Source organism: Puia sp., from assembly GCF_035546395.1.
In the GTDB taxonomy this organism is placed as follows: Bacteria; Bacteroidota; Bacteroidia; order Chitinophagales; family Chitinophagaceae; genus Puia.
The window spans coordinates 26,138-44,615 of the sequence record NZ_DASZXR010000013.1 but is presented as its reverse complement, the minus strand read 5'-3'; the positions used below and the strand labels follow the sequence as shown (position 1 = coordinate 44,615).

13 protein-coding genes are annotated in these 18,478 nt (G+C 56.5%); 8 read left to right on the top strand and 5 right to left on the bottom strand.

Going from position 1 to position 18,478, the window contains the following annotated elements; translation table 11 throughout:
• Positions 1-50: 50 nt before the first annotated feature.
• Both VHE34_RS12270 and VHE34_RS12265 read left to right on the top strand, forming a co-directional pair.
• Positions 51-1,808 (top strand): ATP-binding protein, encoded by a 1,758-nt coding sequence (locus VHE34_RS12270; RefSeq protein WP_325588239.1) that lies wholly within the window; start codon positions 51-53, stop codon positions 1,806-1,808.
• Positions 1,809-1,818: 10 nt separating this feature from the next.
• The gene (locus VHE34_RS12265; RefSeq protein ID WP_325588237.1) at positions 1,819-2,694 is read left to right on the top strand and encodes a hypothetical protein; all 876 of its coding nucleotides are present in this window, start codon (positions 1,819-1,821) and stop codon (positions 2,692-2,694) included.
• Positions 2,695-2,706: 12 nt separating this feature from the next.
• Here VHE34_RS12265 and VHE34_RS12260 read toward each other — a convergent pair whose 3' ends face one another.
• Together VHE34_RS12260 and VHE34_RS12255 are read right to left on the bottom strand one after the other, a co-directional pair.
• Positions 2,707-3,072 (bottom strand): VOC family protein, encoded by a 366-nt coding sequence (locus VHE34_RS12260; protein WP_325588235.1) that lies wholly within the window; start codon positions 3,070-3,072, stop codon positions 2,707-2,709.
• Positions 3,073-3,106: 34 nt separating this feature from the next.
• Positions 3,107-4,006, bottom strand: coding sequence for a helix-turn-helix domain-containing protein (locus VHE34_RS12255; protein ID WP_325588233.1), 900 nt, complete (start codon positions 4,004-4,006; stop codon positions 3,107-3,109).
• A gap of 32 nt (positions 4,007-4,038) precedes the next feature.
• Here VHE34_RS12255 and VHE34_RS12250 point away from each other — a divergent pair, with 32 nt between their 5' ends.
• Genes VHE34_RS12250 through VHE34_RS12235 form a run of 4 tightly spaced genes read left to right on the top strand, consistent with a single transcriptional unit; the run spans position 4,039 to position 9,159 of the window.
• Positions 4,039-4,689 carry a cbb3-type cytochrome c oxidase subunit I gene (locus tag VHE34_RS12250; protein ID WP_325588231.1) on the top strand — a complete coding sequence of 217 codons (651 nt, stop codon included), beginning with the start codon at positions 4,039-4,041 and terminating at the stop codon, positions 4,687-4,689.
• A 1-nt stretch (position 4,690) separates the two neighbouring features.
• Entirely contained in the window at positions 4,691-6,916 is a 2,226-nt protein-coding gene (locus tag VHE34_RS12245; protein WP_325588229.1) for a S9 family peptidase, read from the top strand.
• A complete protein-coding gene (locus tag VHE34_RS12240; RefSeq protein WP_325588227.1) occupies positions 6,916-8,004 on the top strand; it encodes an ABC transporter permease in 1,089 nt (362 codons plus the stop codon). Before VHE34_RS12245 ends, VHE34_RS12240 begins: the two co-directional genes overlap by 1 nt.
• A gap of 15 nt (positions 8,005-8,019) precedes the next feature.
• Positions 8,020-9,159, top strand: a complete 1,140-nt coding sequence (locus VHE34_RS12235; RefSeq protein WP_325588225.1) for a S1/P1 nuclease — start codon at positions 8,020-8,022, stop codon at positions 9,157-9,159.
• On the opposite strand, the gene VHE34_RS12230 is transcribed toward VHE34_RS12235, so the two are convergent.
• Positions 9,122-10,102: a glycoside hydrolase family 43 protein gene (locus VHE34_RS12230; RefSeq protein ID WP_325588223.1), complete on the bottom strand. Its 981-nt coding sequence runs from the start codon at positions 10,100-10,102 to the stop codon at positions 9,122-9,124. The genes VHE34_RS12235 and VHE34_RS12230 overlap by 38 nt on opposite strands.
• Positions 10,103-10,161: 59 nt before the next feature.
• Between VHE34_RS12230 and VHE34_RS12225 the strand changes: the two genes are divergently transcribed.
• Together VHE34_RS12225 and VHE34_RS12220 are read left to right on the top strand one after the other, a co-directional pair.
• Positions 10,162-11,163, top strand: coding sequence for a serine hydrolase domain-containing protein (locus VHE34_RS12225; RefSeq protein WP_325588221.1), 1,002 nt, complete (start codon positions 10,162-10,164; stop codon positions 11,161-11,163).
• Between the two features lie 8 nt (positions 11,164-11,171).
• Positions 11,172-12,482, top strand: a complete 1,311-nt coding sequence (locus tag VHE34_RS12220) for an amidohydrolase family protein (RefSeq protein WP_325588219.1) — start codon at positions 11,172-11,174, stop codon at positions 12,480-12,482.
• A 1-nt stretch (position 12,483) separates the two neighbouring features.
• On the opposite strand, the gene VHE34_RS12215 is transcribed toward VHE34_RS12220, so the two are convergent.
• Both VHE34_RS12215 and VHE34_RS12210 read right to left on the bottom strand, forming a co-directional pair.
• A complete protein-coding gene (locus VHE34_RS12215; RefSeq protein ID WP_325588217.1) occupies positions 12,484-15,222 on the bottom strand; it encodes a DUF5107 domain-containing protein in 2,739 nt (912 codons plus the stop codon).
• Entirely contained in the window at positions 15,215-18,430 is a 3,216-nt protein-coding gene (locus VHE34_RS12210; RefSeq protein ID WP_325588215.1) for a VCBS repeat-containing protein, read from the bottom strand. Before VHE34_RS12210 ends, VHE34_RS12215 begins: the two co-directional genes overlap by 8 nt.
• Between the last annotated feature and the right edge of the window lie 48 nt (positions 18,431-18,478).

The window sequence follows — 18,478 nt, the reverse complement described above, 5'->3', positions numbered from 1 at the left end:
CGTAGTGCGTATTGCATTTGAGCCGGTTTCGAGATATATTTATGAATCCAATGGAAAACCCTGCCGGAATACCTGCGAACGAGGTGAGGCCCCGGATGGACAAACGTCGATTCTGGCAGCTGAACACGTTCATCGTTCTTGCGATGGGCTGCAACCTCATCAATTTCCTATTCGATATTGCCGACGGGATGATGAAGAGCGCCGTGATCGAGGTCGCGGGCATCCTGATCCTGTTTGGGTTCATGTGGTTCAACATCAAGGGCATGATCGATGTGCCGAAGATGCTGAGCATTTTTTTTGTCAATGCCCATTCCACCTTTCTTTGCTATTTCCAGGGATCCTCGCAGGGATCCTATCTGTATCTGTTCCCATTTGTGATGGCGATGATCTATTTCCTGCGCGTGCGGAAGAACGACATAGGCGTCACCCTGTTCATCTTCGCGACGACGCTGAACCTGTCGTGGATCGTGCTGATGATGCCTACGGTGTCCACCCTGGAGCCGGTGTCGGAAGCCGTGCGTAACCGGCACTTCGTGCTGAATATCCTGTTGACCTTTCTGCTGGTGTGTATCTTCTTCTATTTCGTGCTCCGGTTGCTCGACTTCAAGGAGCGGCGGAACAAGCGGGATATCGCGGCGTTGAAGCTGGTGGAAATCGAACTGATGTCGGCCAAAGACAAAGCGGAGAAAGCGGCGGCGGCGAAGGCGCGGTTTATGAGCAATATGAGCCATGAGTTGCGGACGCCGCTGAATGCGATCATCGGTACGACGCATTTGCTGATACAGGAGCAGGAATCGTTGCACGAGAGCGATCATTTCAAAGTATTGAAGGATTCGTCGGAGCATATGCTTCAGCTGGTGAATGCGGTGCTGGACTTCAGCAAGCTGGATGAGGGAAAGCTGGTCTTCGTGCAGGAGGCGTTCGATCTTGAGCAAGCGCTGACGAAGGCGGCAGAGGCGTTCATTCCGGTGGTGCAGCAGAAGAATATCCCGCTGTATCTTCTGACCGATCCGTTGCCGGAAGGTAAGAAAGTGGTTGGTGACGAGATGCGACTGAAGCAGGTGTTGCTGAACCTGCTGTCCAACGCGGTGAAGTTCACGGAGTCGGGATCGGTGACGTTGCGTTCGAAAATAGTTTCTGTTACCGATAGCAATGCGGAAATAAGGCTCTCGGTAGAAGACACTGGTATCGGTATCCCGCCGGAGAAGCTGGCGATGATCTTTGAAAGCTTTACGCAGGCGGATGCCGAAACGACGCGGAAATATGGCGGCTCGGGACTTGGCCTTAGCATTTGCCGGGAGCTGGTGCGGAAGATGGGCAGCGAGCTGCAGGTGAAGAGCGAGCCGGGCAAGGGGAGTGTGTTCTTTTTCGACGTGCTGCTGCCCTTTGAACAGCGGGTGATGATGGTTCCGAAGGAAAAGCTGCGGGGATTGCAGAAACTAACGGGTGTGCGTATCCTGCTTGTGGAAGACAATGCGGTAAACATGAAGATCGCGCGGAGGTTCTTACACAGCTGGGGTGCGAGTATCAATACGGCGGAGAATGGACAGATCGCCTGGGATCTTTTTCAACAGCAGCCTTATGACCTTTTGCTGGTTGACCTGGAGATGCCGCTGATGGATGGAAAGGCGCTGCTGACGCAGGTGCGGAATGTGAATAAGGAGGTGCCGGCGATTGCCTTTACAGCGGCGGTATATGAGAATATGTATGATGACCTGCAGAAGCATGGCTTTAACGGGTATCTTCATAAGCCCTTCCGGCCGGATGAGATGCACCGGAAGATATTGAGACATATTGTTAAGAAATAAATCCGTTCTTATGAGACACTTGTACATTCTGGGAATCGTGTGCCTGGGCACTTCGTGTGGTTTGATCCCCAACAAAAGGAAAGTTTTCGACTATTGTTATGTCAACAACAAGGGCCTTTATGCCGTTGCGTACGGCAAGGAACCGACGCGCATTTTTGTGAACGGCACGGATCCGAGGCTGTCGCCGGACGGCCGGAAGATAGCGTATACGGATGTGGGCGGGAGGAATCATGAACGACGGATCGGCGTCTTTGACCTGGAAGCCGGGAAGGTGACCATTCTGGACACGGCCTGTCACAATTGTTTCGGACCGGTGTGGTCGCCGGACGGCAATTATCTTGTCTACAATGCCTTTATGGGAAAGAACTGGGGGGTCAAATATATTGACAAGGATAACCAGCACCCTGTCGAGCTGGCTGCGCCTACGGATAGCCTGTTGGGATTTTCATCTCCCAGCTGGAGCTCGGATGGGAAGAAGATCGTTGTTCAGAATATGTCGGCCGTCTATATCTATGGGTTGAACGGGCGGGTGTTGCAGAGCATCCCCTTCGAACAAATAGATACGGGGCTTGCTTTTTCCAGTTCGACCTGTTTTGTATTGAATAAGAGTGAGGACAAGCTGGTCTATTGGGCGGGGCTTAGCGAGGAGGGCAAGAATGGGGAGCCGCCGACGGCGGTGTTTGTGCATGATCTTGGGCAGGGGAAGAGTATGCGGATCTCGCCGAAGGGGTATGCTTGCTGGCAGCCTATTTTGAAGGGGGATACGGTGTATTGCAATGGGCGTCGTGGTGCGGGGAAGGAGAATGTTTACCGGATGGATCTTAATGGGGAGCATTTTGCGCTGGCGTATAAGAATCGGGTTGATATGAGTTTTGCGGCGAGGTAGCTTGATTTTTGGCTACCACTCTCTTAATCCGAATTCATTACCGTCGGGGTCGAGGAAAGAGGCGAATTTGCCCCAGCCCAGGTTAGCGAGCTCGTCTTTGAAGGCGACCCCGCGTTCTTTAAGGTTGGCGCAGGTGGCTTCGATGTCAGCGGTGTTAAAGACGATCGAGGGTTTCAGTTCCCCATAGTTGGGCATGAGCTTCTTTGGGAATAGCACGAGGGCTGTTTGGGCTTCTGGCGGCGCCACTTCCAGCCAATAGAGGCCGTTACCCATTTCCTTTTTATTCTTCACTTCGAAGCCGATCTTTTCGGTCCAGAATCGTTCGGCGGCGGGTTGATCTTCGACGTATACGCCGACGGTGGCGAGCTGTTTAATCATTGCTTTTTTTTCAAAGATAAGGCTGTGCGTGATGCTAGTCTTGTACAAAAACGACATCGTGGTCCTGACCGGCGGTGTCGGTCTTGAACTTTTTTATTTTGGCCTTGAACCGGGCGGGGGAGAGGCCGAAGAACTGCCGGAAATTCCTGCTGAAGTGCGCCTGGTCGGTATAGCCGGTCTCGCAGGCGAGGGCGGCGAGGCCGATATCGGGGTTTTGTTCGATGAGGTTTTTGGCGTGGTTGAAGCGGAGGATGCGGGCGAAGAGCTTTGCTGGCAGGCCGATGTATTGAAGAAAATTCCGTTCGAGCATGCGGGGGTTTATTCTGAATTCCTTTGTGAGGGCGGCGATGGTTTGGCGGCCATGTTCGGCTTGGAGGGCAGCGGCGATCGCGCGTGTCTTTTGATGTTCGGGAGGGAGTTGTTTTGGGGCGTGGGTTTCGAGATAGCTGGTGAGCAGCTGTAGTTTTTCCTCGCGGGATCTATTTTGGAGATTTTCGACGAGGGCGCTACAGTCGGGTTTCAGGGCCCGTATGGCCGGGAGGATATTGTCGATGAGGTCGGTTGCTTTTGGGCTTGAGAAGGTTGAGAGGCCCCAGGGGTGGAAGCGGGCGGCGATGAAGCCGGTGAATCCGTCGGAATAGAGGAGGGTCTGTTTGGTCTGGGGGCCGAGAAGGAAGTTTTGGGGGAGGCTCTCTTTTCTGTCTTCGGGACGTTGCGGGGTGTTATCGGGGTTGACGCCGGGTGGGTCGTTGCGGTAGTACGGCTCTCCGGTGGTGAAGATTAGTTCCGCGTGGACATCGGCCCAGAGGTGTTCATGGGTGTGGAAGGGTTCCCGGTAGTCGTGCTCCAGCATCCAGAAGCATTGGATGAAGGGCTGGAGAGCCGGCGGTGGCGGGTATTCGTGGTAGAACATCGATTGAATGAATTTAAGCATTATCTTGCAATATGCCCCTGCTCAAGCAGCTGTTGTTTGCACTGATCGCGGCGATGGTCGCCGATGGTGTTTTTTGGTGTCTGCAGCGAATACTGTATGATTGGGTGAATCTTATGCCGCCGATGCCCGGCGCGCTGGTGGTGCTTCTGGGGTTGCCATCGTTGGTCACTGTATCTGTATTCGGGATGAGGCGGTTGGGACGGCATGCGAGGCGTTGGGGATTCATGGGTTACACTCCGGCGTTTCTTTTTGTTGTTGGTTTTTTTTGTATGCTGATCCGGTCGTTTGCGGTCGGAAAGTCGGCGATGGATATCCCGGTGCGCGACACTTATTTTGTCTTTGCCGGCGGACAGGTGGAGAAGGGGATCGCGTTCCTTTCAGGATTTTTCGCAGCTGTATATTACTATTTCCCAAGATTTACGCGCCGTCCGTTACATCGAGGGCTGGGGTACTGGCATTTTTGGCTGAGTGTGGTCGGGATCTTCCTCTTTTTCAATGCGGCTGTTGTTTTCCTGGACGAGTTTAAGGAATCTTTTCCGTGGAGGAAGCTCAGCGATAATGTGTGGATTGAAAGTCAGAGGTTGGCGGACCTGGCGTTGCTGCTATTGTTACCCGGGCAAGTGGTGTTTTTGATCAATTTGGTGTATTCGGGGGTGTGGGGAAGAAAAGCATTTAATTTGTAATATGAATAAAAGTTTTTTAACGACTGCCTGCCTGGCGATGGTCCTGGCTGCGGGGGCGCAAAGCCCGCGGGTGATTACTCCCGAAGAATATGCGCATGCGGAGAGCATGCTGACGTATAATACTGAACCGTTAATTGACCGTGGTTCGGTGCAGCCGAACTGGCTGTCGGGGAATTTGTTTTGGTACCGCGTGCTGACGCCTGGGGGGAGTGAGTATGTGCTGGTGGATGCGGCGAAGAAGGGGCGGACGACGTATGTGGACCGGGCGGCGCTGGCGCAGGCTATTTCGGCGGCGCTTGGCAAACCTTTCGAGGCTTCGCAGCTTAGCGAAGGGCGGCGGGGCCGCGGCGGCAGAGGGGGCGGCAACGAGGTGCATTCGCCGGACGGGAAGCGGGCTGCCTTTATCCGCGACTGGAACCTGTGGGTGAAGGAGGTGTCAACCGGGCAGGAGACCCAGCTGACGACCGATGGGGTTAAGGATTTTGGCTATGCGACCGATAATGCCGGTTGGAAAACCGGTGACGGGCCGATACTTCGGTGGAGTCCCGATGGGAAGAAGATCGCGACGTTTAAAGACGATCAGCGACATGTGAGCGATATGTACCTGGTGACGACGAATGTGGGCAAGCCGACGCTGCATGCCTGGAAATATCCTCTCCCGGGCGACTCGGTGATCCCGATGATCCAGCGGGTGATCATCGACGTCGACGCGAAGAAGGTGACGGTGCTGAACGTGCCGCCGGACCCGCATCGTGCGACGTTGAGCGACGATATCGCCAGCAGCGGGACCTTTGACGATGTGGACTGGACGGCCGATGACGCGCAACTGGCCTTTGTGTCTACGTCGCGGGATCATAAGCATGAGAAGTTTCGGATCGCGGATGCCGCGACGGGGGCGGTGCGCGAGGTGTTTGCCGAAGATGTGGCTACACAGTTCGAGTCCGGGCGCGGAACGATCGACTGGCGTTACCTCGCCAAGAGCAACGAGATCATCTGGTATTCAGAGCGGGATAACTGGGGCCACCTTTATTTATATGATGCGGCGACGGGGAAACTGAAGAATCCAATCACGCAGGGCGACTGGGTGGTGACACGGCTGGTAAAGGTCGACGAGAAGAAGCGGGAGGTCTATTTCCTGGCTGCGGGCCGGGAGCCGGGCTGCCCTTATTTCAACCATTTTTACAAGATCGGGTTTGACGGGAAGAAGCTGGTGGCGTTGACGCCGGAGGACGGGAATCATACGGTGACCCTGTCGCCTTCCGGCGAATATTTTGTCGACAGCTATTCCCAACCGGATGTACCGCCGGTTGTGGTGTTGCGCAATGCCGAGGGCAAGCTGGTCGCTCCGCTGGAGAAGGCCGATGTGTCGCGGCTGGTCGCGGCGGGCTGGAAGGCGCCGACGTTGTTCAGCGTGAAGGCAGCGGATGGGAAGACGGATATCTATGGGCTGCTCTTTACGCCGAGTAAGCTGGACAGCACGAAGAAATATCCGATCGTCGACTATATCTATCCGGGTCCGCAAGGTGGCAGTATCGGCGGCAACTGGGGGTTTGCGGCTTCGCGGGGCGATAACCAGGCGTTGGCGGAGCTTGGCTTTGTGGTGGTGGCGATAGAGGGGACGAGCAACCCAGGCCGGTCGAAGAGCTATCACGATATGAGCTATGGCAATATGGCGGAGAATACGTTGCCCGACCAGGTGGCGGGTATCAAGGAGCTGGCGCAGCGATATGGCTTTATGGACCTGGATCGTGTCGGTATCTGGGGACATAGCGGCGGTGGCTTTGCGACGGCGGGGGCGATGTTCAGATATCCGGATTTCTTTAAGGTGGGTATCTCGGAGTCGGGCAATCATGACAATCGAAACTACGAGGATGACTGGGGCGAGCGGTATGACGGGTTGCTGGTGAAGAATGCGGATGGAACGGATAATTATACGGCTCAGGCCAACCAGCTGTATGCAAAGAACCTGAAGGGGAAGCTGATGCTGGCGCATGGACTGATGGACAATAACGTACCGCCTTATAATACCCTGCTGGTGATCGAGGCGCTTGAGAAGGCCAATAAGGATTATGATCTTGTGGTGTTCCCGAACAGTCCGCATTCGTATGGCCCGTATGCGCCGTATATGATGCGGCGGCGGTGGGATTATTTTGTCAAGAACCTGATGGGGGCGGCGCCGCCACATGAGTACCAGATGAAACCGAGGACTGATCCAAGAAATATGTGATGGGGCAGTTAAAGGCGACGCTTGTATTGTCGAAGTACAGTTTGCTGGCGACGTTGCGAAGTCCGACGTCGGTGGTATTCTCGATCGCTTTCCCGATCTTCTTTATTATCATTTTCGGGTCGCTGGTGGGAGATAAAGGCGGCCCTATCAAGGTGGCCGTATCGCCGGGGTGTGATACGGCCAATCCTGTTTATAAGACAGTGGAAGGGTTGGCGGTGATACGCCTCGTGAAGGGGCTGACGGCGGCGGAGATCGCTGCGGAGATGAGGCAGGGGACGATCGGGACGGAGCTGAATATTGTTTCGGATGGCGGGCTTTTGCCGCATTTCCGGGTGACGCTGAGGGGAACGGATTCGAATTCGAGGGGGATGAGTTTGTTGCGGCCGGTTATCGGTGCGGCTTTGCGGGAGATGGATCGGCGGGTATTTCCGCGTAACCCTTCGCTTGGAGAATTGTCGGTGGTGCAGGCGCCTGGCCACCTTCATAAGACGATCGATTTTGTGTTGCCGGGGCAGCTTGGGTTCTCGTTGTTGATGGCGGGGGTGTTCGGGTCTTCTTTTCTCCTTTTTAACCTGCGGCAGAATTTTGTGTTGAAGCGGCTTCGGGCCACGCCGGTACGGAAGCGGTCGATCATCGGCGGGGAGATGTTGAGCCGGTTATTCTTTCATGTGATCGGATTCATGATCATGATCGGGCTGGGGTATTTTGCCTTTGGGTTTACGCTGGTGCATGGATGGGCGACGGTGGTGGAGATGCTGGTTTTCTCGCTTTTTGGGCTGGGGATATTTATGGGGATCGGGTTCATTATTTCCGGGGTTGTTCAAAATGAACATTCGGTGACGCCGGTGGCGAATACCCTGACCTTGCCGCAGATCCTGCTGTGCGGATTGTTTTTTCCCATCGAGAGTTATCCGCCATGGTTACAGCATATTTGTAATGTATTGCCGTTGACCTTCTTTGTGGATGGGTTGAGGGATATTGCGTTTGATGGATTGCATATCTGGGAGTTGCCGGCGCAGGTGGGGGGATTAGTGGTTTGGACCGTGGTGATCGGGGTGTGGGCGGTGAAGGCGTTTAAGTGGGAATAATCGTATTTTGCGGTTATGAAAAAGATTATTCATGACCTCGGCGGGAGCCGGGTCCTTTGTTTCGTTGTTATCGCTTTGTTTTTGCTTTCCTGGGGTGTTACGGGGCATCGGACGGTCGGCAAGATTGCCGAGAGGCATTTGACGCCGGCGGCGGCTGCTGCCGTGCGGGAACTGTTGGGTAGTGAGACGCTTGCGGATGTCAGTACCTGGGCGGATGAGGTTCGGGGGAAGCCCGAGTACCGGCAAACGGGGCCGTGGCATTATGTGAACCTGCCGATGGGGCTATCCTTTGCGGAGTTTCAGAACAGCGTCGAGGGGATGAGGGAGGAGAATGTGTACAGCGCGTTGGAGAGGTTGGAGAAAGAGGTGGTCGATCCGGCTACGCCGCGGGAGAAGAAGGTGGAGGCGTTGAAGTTCATCGTGCATTTTGTGGGCGATCTGCACCAGCCGATGCATGTGAGCAAGGCCGAGGACAAGGGGGGTAATACGGTTCAGCTGAATTTTAATGGGAGGGGTACGAACTTGCATGCCGTGTGGGATAGTAAACTGATCGATCGACTGGGACTGGGTTATGAGGAGCTTGCCGCGAAAGTGGATCATGCGACGCCGGCGCAGGTCAGCCAGTGGCAGAAGGATCCGATGATCCGGTGGATGTGGGAGAGCTATGAGGTTACGGAGAAACTATATGCGGAGGTAGATGCGATGAAAAGCCGGAGTATTGACGATAAGTATTATGAAGAGCATATCGGGACGGTGGAGCAGCGGTTGGAGCAGGCGGGGATCCGGCTGGCGGGGGTGTTGAACCGGCTTTTTGCGCATGGGGTTGTGGTTGGGCCTTCTTCGGCGCCGGCTGTGCCAGCGCCTTTGGAGGGGCCTGCTGTGAAGATCGATGTTGCCGATGCGCAGGCGCATGTGGGGAAGAATGTGGTGGTGACGGCGAAGGTATTTGGATATAAGGCCCTGGAGGGGTTGACGTTGGTGAATTTGGGTGCGGCGTATCCGAACCAGGCGCTGACGGTGGTGTTGCGCGGGGAGGCGACATCCCTTGCCGGAGCGATCGATGGGAAGACGATCCAGGTGACGGGGAAGGTGGAGATGTATAAGGGGAAGCCGGAGATCATCGTTCGCGACCCGAAGTCAGTGGTCGCGCGGTGACACCGGTATTTGTTATTTTGACGGGTTGGATATAGCCGTTGGCGTCGAAATACAGGTGATCGATGCAGGTGACGCGGTGGTTGCCGTCGGGGTCGCCGAGGGGATGGCGGTGGTAGACGATGTAATAGTCGCCGGTGTTGGGAATATGGATGACCGAATGGTGACCGGCGCCTGTGCCGACGGTGGTGTCCTGCTGGAGGATCTTGCCGATGCGTTGGAACGGGCCTGTGGGAGCGTCGGCGATCGCATAGGCGACGGAGTAGTCGGGGCCGGTCCAACCGCCTTCGGACCACATGAAATAATATTTTCCGTTGCGGCTGAACATCCAGGGACCTTCGACATAGCCTTTTGGTGTGATCTCTTTGAAGGTCGAGCCGTCGGAGAAGGGCTCGAAGCCGGTGAAATCGGATTTTAGTTTCGCGATGTTGCAGTGTCCCCAGCCGCCGTAGATGATATAATACTGGCCGTCCTTGTCTTTAAATACTGCCTGGTCGATGGGTTGGGCTTTGTTGTGGAACTTGTCGATGAGGGGTTTTCCCAGATAATCTTTGTAGGGGCCTTCGGGTTTGTTGGCGACGGCTACGCCGATGCCGCCGATGGTGCTGTCATTCTGGATATCGTTGGCGGCGAAAAAGAAATAGTATTTGCCGTCCTTGTGGGTGATCGCGGGAGCCCACATGGCGCGGTGGGCCCAGCGGATGGTGCTGGTGTCGAGGATATGCGGGTGTTTGGTCCAGTGGACGAGGTCGGGGGAGGAGAAGGCGTCGAAGAAGACCTGTTTGTTGTATTTGTCGGAGTACGTGGGGTAGACCCAGTAGGTGTTGTTGAAGATGGCGGCTTCGGGGTCGGCGTACCAGCCCGGGAAGATGGGGTTGCCGGAGGTTTGGGCTGTTGCGGCCGTTACGAGGGAGAGAGTGATTGCGAGGAAGAGGAGTTTTCTCATGAGGTGCAAGTTAGGGTGAAACGATTAAACCTTGAAGGGGGGCGAAGGTCTGAGGGGGTATGCGAAATCTAATTTTATTGCTGGCCCTGGGCTGGCTGGGCACCTGCCGGGCGCAGGAGGGGTTTGAGAAGGTGGATGCCTGGATGGAGGATAATGTCCGGGCGATGGGCGGGCATGCGTTGCTGGTGGTGGAGAAGGATGGGAAGATCGTTTATACCAAGGGGGTGCATGGGTTGCGGGGGCCTTTTACCCTGCAATCGCGGGAGCGGATCGCCAGCAGCAGCAAGTGGCTTAGCGCGGCGCTGGTGATGACCTTTGTGGATGAGGGGAAGCTGTCGCTGGATGATACGGTAGGCAGGTGGCTGCCGGTGCTGGCGCGGCATGGGAAGGGTGGGATCACGGTCCGGCAGTGTCTGTCGCACCTCACGGGTATCAAAGAGCCGCCGATGGGTCGGAGCCTGGGTGAATTGAGGCGGATGCGGAGTATGGATGAGGCGATGGAATGGATTGCGGAGATGCCGATGGAGGGTGAACCGGGGACCGTTTTTCACTATAGTAATGCGGGTTTACAGATCGCGGGGGCGGTGCTGGAGAAGATCGGCGGGGCTTCTTTCGAGACTTTGTTTGCGGAGCGGATCGCGCGGCCGCTGGGAATGACGAATACGGACTTTGGGAGGGGGGCGGTGGCGATGCCGGCGGGTGGGGGATATAGTACTGCGGAGGATTATATCCGGTTCCTGGAGATGATCCTCAATAAGGGCGTATACCGCGGCGTGCGGGTGCTGAGCGAGGAGAGTGTGGCGGAGATGCAGGTGAACCGGCTTGGGGCGGATGTAAGGATTGCTTACACGCCGGCGGAGCATGGTGGGGCGGGCGTGGGTTATGGTTATGGGGAATGGATCATGGGTGAGGCGGTGAGCAGCCCGGGGCTTTTTGGGAGCTTTCCCTGGGTGGTGAACGGGCGGGGTTATTGCGCCTTCCTGATGACGGTAAATTGGAATAATCGGGGGCGGCAGGACCGGGAAATGGAATTAGTGCGGCTTGTGGATGCGGCGTTGTAAATTCGGGTATGAAAAATTACCTGATAGGATTGCTACTGTTGGTGGCCCTGGCGGCCTCGGGACAAGATAAGACTTCGTCTTATCTTATTAGAGCCGGTAAGCTTTTTGACAGCGAGGCCGGTATTTTCAAGACAGGAATGGTCATTCTTGTCAACAACCAGAAAATTGAGGCAGTTCGCGCTGAGTCTGAATTGACGGAGGCAGACCGGGCCGGCCGGCAGGAGGTGGATCTTTCGGGCTATGCGGTGTTGCCGGGGCTGATCGACTGTCATACCCATTTACTCTACCGGGAGGAGCTTCACCCGGGGAACAACGTGGAATCGATGGATATGGTCAAGGAGCTGACGACGGAGGGCGATGCCTATCGGGCCATTTATGGCGCCGCGCGGGCGCGTGCCTACCTGGAGGCGGGGATTACGGCGGTGCAGGACCTTGGGAATTCGGGGCAATATGCGGATATGGCGTTGCGGCGGGCAATCAACGAGGGACTGGTCCCGGGGCCGAGGATGAGATGTGCCGGGCGGGGATTGTCATCGACCGGCGGGCAGCTTCCGGGGGTAATTTACAAGCACCAGGATCTTGTGGCCGATGAGTACCGGGTGGTGAAGGGGCCGGACGACGCTGTGCAGGCGGTGCGGGAGAACATCACGCAGGGGGCGGATGTGATCAAGATCTATTCCAACAATACGCCGAACAATACGATGTTGAGCGTGGAGGAGATCAAGGCTATTGTCGGGGAGGCGCACCGGTATGGCATACGGGTGACGGCGCATGCAACGGATAACCGGGCAGTGTACAATGCGGTGATCGGGGGCGTGGATGGGATCGAGCATGGATATAGTGTCGATGATACTACCTTCCAGCTGATGGCAAGGAAGGGGACCATCTTTGTGCCGACGGATGGGGACAGCCTGATCTTCACAAAGTATGCGCAGCTGGAGGATCCGGATGACAAGAATGCGCCGGCGAGGGTCATGGGTTTCCGGCGGTACCTGGGATTAAGGTTGCGGGCGGCTTTACGGGCGGGAGTAACGGTGGCTTCGGGGTCGGATGACTACGTGGATGTCAAACTTCCGTTTGCTTATTTATCGAAGCATACGGTGATCGGGTATGTCGAGTCGGGTGTGCCCGTGGCGAAAGCCTTGCAGTTTGCAACCTATAACGCCAGCAAGCAGCTGAACTGGGCCGGAGAGGTCGGGGTTTTGAAGCGCGGAGCTTTTGCGGATATCCTTGCGGTGGACGGCGACCTGGATACGGACATTCATGCGATCATGAAGGTTCATTTTGTGATGAAAGGGGGCCAGGTGGTGGTTCAGTAGGTCAATATTGAATGCTTTTTAAGAGCTCGTCTTCGCGGTGGGTGTCCCGATCGGCGGGGTAGGGTGCGCCGGAGCCGAGGTGTTCGGGATATTCCTTTGCTTCGGCAATAAGGGTTTTTGCTTTCTTGTAGTTTTTCTTCTTTATTTCTTCACTGGCTTCGCGGAGTTTTACTTCGCGGTAGATTTCCCTTGCTGAGGTTGCGCCTTCGGCGGGGAGGACCTGTAGCTGGGCGAGCAATTTGTCTGCCTTTTGCAGCTGGTTGTTGCCGAGGAGGGCTTTTGCGTAGAGAATGCCCATGGTGTTGCGGTCGGGATGGGATTGGTAGAAGGGTTCGATGATGGTGAGGGCTTGTTTGTTACTGTCTTTTTTGAGGTAATACTCCGTGAGTAATTTCTGGTACCGCCAGCCTGGGTCGAGGGAACGGGCTTTGGTGAGGTCGTTCAGGGTATCGGCCCCCGGAAGTTGGGCGCGGAAGGCGTAGAAGGGGGCATAGTCGGGATTGTCGGCGCAGGCGTCGAGGAGCTGTTTGGCTTCGGCGAGACGGTTGCGGTCGTGGTAGATGAGGGCGAGCTGGTATTTGAGGAACCAGTGGTTATCGGTCTTTATGTCTTGTTCGAGAAGGGCGCCGGTTTCGGAGCGGAAGGGGAAGGCGCGGGTGGGATCGATGGTTTTCCAGTCGATGGATTGGTGGGTGAGATGGGCGATCCAGCATTCGATCTCCGCGGTTTTGGGCGCGAGTTGGAGGACTTTGAGGGCGTCCTGGGGGAGGCCATTGTTGTCATACCAAATGGCGAGCTCGAGATAGGTTTGGTCGGGGAGTTCATTGCGGATGCCGTCGACAAGGGCTTTGTTCGAGTGTTCGAAATGGGCGAAGTGGTTGAGCGGGTCGAGGCTGTCGATGAGGGCCAGGGTGGATTGGTTGTCGGGCCGGGTGCAAACGGCCTTGATTTGCAGTGCCTCCATGTTGAGCGGATTAGCAAGCGTTGCTTTTTCGGCGTTGTTTTTTGCGCGGCCGAGGTCGTTTTCTTTCAGGCTGAGGCGGGCGAGGCAGGTATAGGCGGCGCTGCGGGTGGCGGGGTCGAGGGTGGCGATGTCGAAGCCGTCGCGGGCGTCGATGGTGTGGCCGAGGGCTTCATTGGCGAGGCCGTAGATGAGGTTGGCGGAGCCGTCTTCGGTATTTACGGCGAGGGCGTGGGTGGCGGTCTTTAGCGCTTCGGGATAGCGCATATTGCGATAGAGCAGGTTGGCCATGGCGGTCAGGGCGGGGACGAAGTTGGGGTCTTTTTCGAGGGCGGTTGTGAGGGCGGTTTCAGCGGTGGTGTAATTCTTTTGATCAATGGCTTCGATGCCTTTTATGTATTGGCCGTAGGGGGTGTTCCAGTCGAAGTCTTTTGGGGCGTCGACGGGGCGCGTGAGGTTGTTGGCGGCGGGGTCTGAATCGTATTGCAGGTGTGAGTTGGTGAGGGTTGCGGTGAGGTGACCGGAGCCGGCTTTGACGCTGTCGGTGAAAGGTTGGAGGGCTTCGAAGTGGATGGCGCGCGTATAGACGGGTTTGTTGTCGAGGGTGATCCTGAGGGTGTCGGTGAAGGCGTGGGTGGGGGAGAAGAGGATCGTTATCGAGGCGTTGTTTCGGACAACGTTGAGGGCGCCGTCGGTGTTGGCGACCTTGAATCCTTTTGTGCCGAGGACGGGATACCATTCTTCCTCCCAGGTGTCGCTGCCGTAGGGCATGAAGCCGCGGTGTTTGAAGGGGGTTGTGGTGCTGTTGGCCGTGTTCTGGTTGAAGAGACGACCGGACTGGAGTTCGATGTACTGGCCGTCGGTGTCGGTGAGGAGGTGTTCCCAGATCATGCCCTGGGGGGAGAGGCCCCAGATCCACAATTTCTTCCCGGCTTTTTCATCGTGGGTCGCATAGCGGACCATCCCATAATCCTCGTTGTGCCAATAGGCGCCGCTGAAGTCGGTGTACTTGCCGAAGACGTGATAGGATTTATAACCGCCGAAGTCGTTGTTCTTATACCAGGAGATGAGCTTGCCGTTTGTTTTGTTGACGGGCCAGTCGGCGTATTCGCCGTCGTGGCCGAGGTAGCGGTTGCCGGGGTAGATGAATTCGAGGTCGTTGCCGGCTTTGAGGCCGGCGTTCATCCAATGGTAATAGGGCTGTTCGAGCGGCGTGGTGTTGTACCAGTATGCGCGGGTGGTAAAGAGCGCCTGGTGTTTTGGCAGACGGATCTCCATGCGCCAGTAGCTGCGGGAGAGGAGGTCGAGGGCGCCGATGATGCAACTGACGCTGCCGTCGGGATTGCTGCGGGTGGTGTAGTCGACGGGTGTTGCGCAGTTGGGCGTGTGGCCGATGATGCCGAAGTTGGATTCGAGGCCGCCGCTGGTCCAGGGGCCGCGCATGGCGACGTCGCGGAATTTGACGGTATGGTTGTAGTAGAGAAAGGGTTTGCCGGTGGAGCGTTCGATGGCGGTCCAGATCTTTCCGCCGATCTCGGGGAGGATGAGGACGCGGATGTATTGGTTTTCCAGTTCGACGACCTTCCATTGTTTGTCGACGGGTTTGTCGGTGAAGCCGTCGTAGCGAAAATAGGGGTAGACGGCGTTGAGTAAGGGTAAGGGGCTAGGGTCGGAGAAGGGGTAGGTGGGGAAGGATTGGGTGTATTCTTTTATTGTTGCGGGCTGTTGGGCGGTAGTACTGAGAGTGACCAACAGAAGGAAGATGATGTTTTTATTCATAGCGGTAGATTTTTGCGGGGCCGTCGTTGACCCCGAACAGAAGCTGTTTGTTTGCGAGGGGCAGGACGCCGCGGACGTCGTCGCGGAGTTGGAGGCCACTGCGGGATTGGGGGATATAGGTGAAGTTGCCTTTCCCATCGTTGAGAAGCAGGACCCCGTGATTGGCGCGAAAGCGGCCGAAGCGGATGCGGGTCCATTGGTTGCCGCCGGCCAGCAGGAGGTCGGGGTGGCCATCGCCATTGATGTCGGCGGTGGCAATGGCGTATACAGGTGCGTATTGGGCTTCCTGCGGCAGGGTATGGAGGGTGAAGCCTGCGTTGCCTTTGTTCTCGAGCCAGACGGTGGAGAGGGTTTCTGTTTTGTATTGGCTGGCGGTCTTGAGCTCTTCCGGTGAGAAGAGATCATTTATCGTGGCATCGGCATAACTGTGGTATTCGAGGAACTTCTTTTTCAGCGCCGGGATCTTGCCGGTGAGATCGTCGCGGGAGACAGCGGGGTAGCTGGTGTCGCCGATGTAGTAGCAGAAGATGGGGTCGATGGTGCCGTTGTGATTGAAGTCGCCGGAATAGAGCGTCATGGGATGTTGTGCGCTGGCGGCGAACTGGTTGTTGTAACCCTGGTTGCCGAGGATGAGATCGGGGCGGCCATCGCCGTTGAGGTCGGCGGTGTCGAGGGTGTTCCACCAGCCGGTGGAGGGGAATTTTATGTATTGGGCGGAGGCGTCGGTGAATTGGCCGTGGTTATTGAGGAACACTTTTATGGGCATCCATTCGCCTGCGACGATGAGATCGGGTTGGTGGTCGTTGTTTATATCGAGAAAGATCGCGGTGGTGACCAGGCCGTCGAGGGGTATATCGGCGGCGGTGAAATTCCCTTTGCCGTCATTGAGGAACAGGTGGCTTGGCGAGGAGTGGGGCCATTGGTTGGGGAGCGCGTCACCGCCGATGAAAAGGTCCAGGTCTCCGTCGCCGTCGATATCGGCGGCTTTTATGCAGGAGGAGTTGTTGAGGGGAAGGGTGGTAGTCGTTTTTATGAAATGATCTTTGCCGTCGTTCAGATAGAGCCGGGTTTGACTATTGGTGACGAGAAGGTCGGGATGGCCGTCGCCGTTGGCGTCGAAGAAGAGGGCGGAGCCGTCGTCCTGTGAGGAGTCGACGGTTGCGAACGCCTGGCGGATGAGGGCGCCGGTAGCGGTTTGGCGGAAGAGCTGGCCCGGGTGACCGACGGTACCGCCGAAGTAGATGAGATCACCAGCCTTTGCCATGGCAGGCCCGCGGCGGGAGAGGTAATTGATCAGCAGGGGTTGCTGGTCGAAGTCGTTGAAGGGATTCTCGGTGTGGACCGGGGTTGGGGTATTCACCGCGGTGAGGAAGGGTTTGGCCGGGCCGGCGTAGCGCCAGATGCCGGTAGCCGATTCCTGTTTGAGCCGGAGGGTGGTGTCGGCTATTTGGCCCTTTATTACTTCGTAGTGATCGTCGGGCCAGATGACGAGGACCGAGTCGATGGTTTTGTGGGCGCCGACGCCGAAGTTGAGGACGGGGTCGACAGAGGACTGGAAGCCGCGGACGGGGAAGGCTTCCTGGTAGTAGATGGTGTCTTTGCAGAAGAGCTTGATCTTGGAGCCGATGCCGGTGCTGTTCTTTGGGTTGCCTTTCAGCTGGACTTTGAGGAAATGGTTGTTGGGATTGTTGCGGGCGTTGTTGCGATAGATGCCGGCGTATTCGTTTGTATTGTTGATGACCAGGTCCAGGGCGCCATCGTTGTCGAGGTCGACGTAGGCGGCGCCGGCTGAGACGGTTTGCTGGGTGAGGCCCCATTCGTTGTTGATACGTGTAAATGTGTTGTTGCCGTTGTTGTGATAGAGGTAGCTTTTATCGGGGCTTTGCGGCATTTTGCCGATGGCTTCCTTTATGGCGGCTTCCTTGTCGCCGGCGTTGGCGTGCATGGCGTTGTCGGCGGAGTATCGGAGGAAATCCATGTCGGTGTAGTCGCGGACGTAGCCGTTGGTGACCAGGAGGTCTTTATTGCCGTCGTTATCGAAATCGGAGAAGAGGGCGGACCAGGACCAGTTGGTGTTGGAGACCCCGGCGAGCTGGCCGATCTCGCTGAAGGTGCCGTCGCCGTTGTTCTTTTGGAGCATGTTTCGGCTGTACTGATAGTAGAAGCCGCGGCTGAACAGTGCCTGGAATTTGTTGAAGTTCTCTGCTCCGCTGTGCATTTTTTGAGTGTGGTTGTCTTCGGGCAGCATGTCGAGGGTCATGAGATCGACGAGGCCGTCGTTGTTGAAATCGGCGGCGTCGTTGCCCATGGAGTAGAGGGAGGTCTGGTCCATGCATTTGCTGAGGGATTCTGTAAAAGTGTGTGACGGGCCGTTGTTGATGAAGAGGTAGTCGGGTTCGTTGAAGTCGTTGGAGACATAGATGTCGGGCCAGCCGTCGTTGTTGAGATCGGAGATGGCGAGGCCGAGGCCGAAGGTGAGGACGTCGGAGTGGATGCCTGCCTGGGTGGAGACATCGGTGTATACGGGATGATGGAGGGAGTCACTCCAGTCGTTGCGATAGAGTTTGCATTCGAAGGCGGGTTGGGATTCTTTCCGCCAGCCGGGGTTATCGATGGCGCCGGTGGTGTATTGGTGGAGGGAGTGGTTGATGAGGAAGAGGTCGAGATCGCCGTCCTTGTCGTAATCGAAGAAGGCTGCCTGGGTGGAGAAGCCTTCGTCGGCGAGGCCGTATTCCGCGGCTTTTTCGGTGAAGGTGTTATCTCCGTTGTTGATGAAGAGAAGGTTTTTCCGGCGGGCCGGGTTACCGTCGGCGGAGCGGCAGATGTAGAGGTCCATTTTGCCGTCGCCGTTTACGTCGGCCATGGTGGCGCCGGTGGCCCAGCCTTCGTAGGCGGGGGCGGCGATGCCGCTGGACGTGGTGATATCTTCGAATTTGAAGTTGCCTTTGTTGAGGAAGAGTCTATTGTGGACCATGTTGCCCGTGAACAGGATATCGGGGAGGCCATCGTTATTGATGTCGCCGGTGGCTACGCCACCGCCGTTGTAGAAGTAGATATAGTTGATGACGTTGAGGGCTTCGCCGTCATAGAGGGTGTTCTGAAAGTCGATACCGGTGGATTCCTTGTCGAGCTGGGTAAAGAGGTGGGTATCCTGTTTGGAAGTACAAGCGGCTACCAGGAAGATGAGCAGGAGGGGCAGTTGGCGCATGTGGAGATGTTGAAATAAAAAGCTCCCACCCTTTTGGGATGGGAGCTT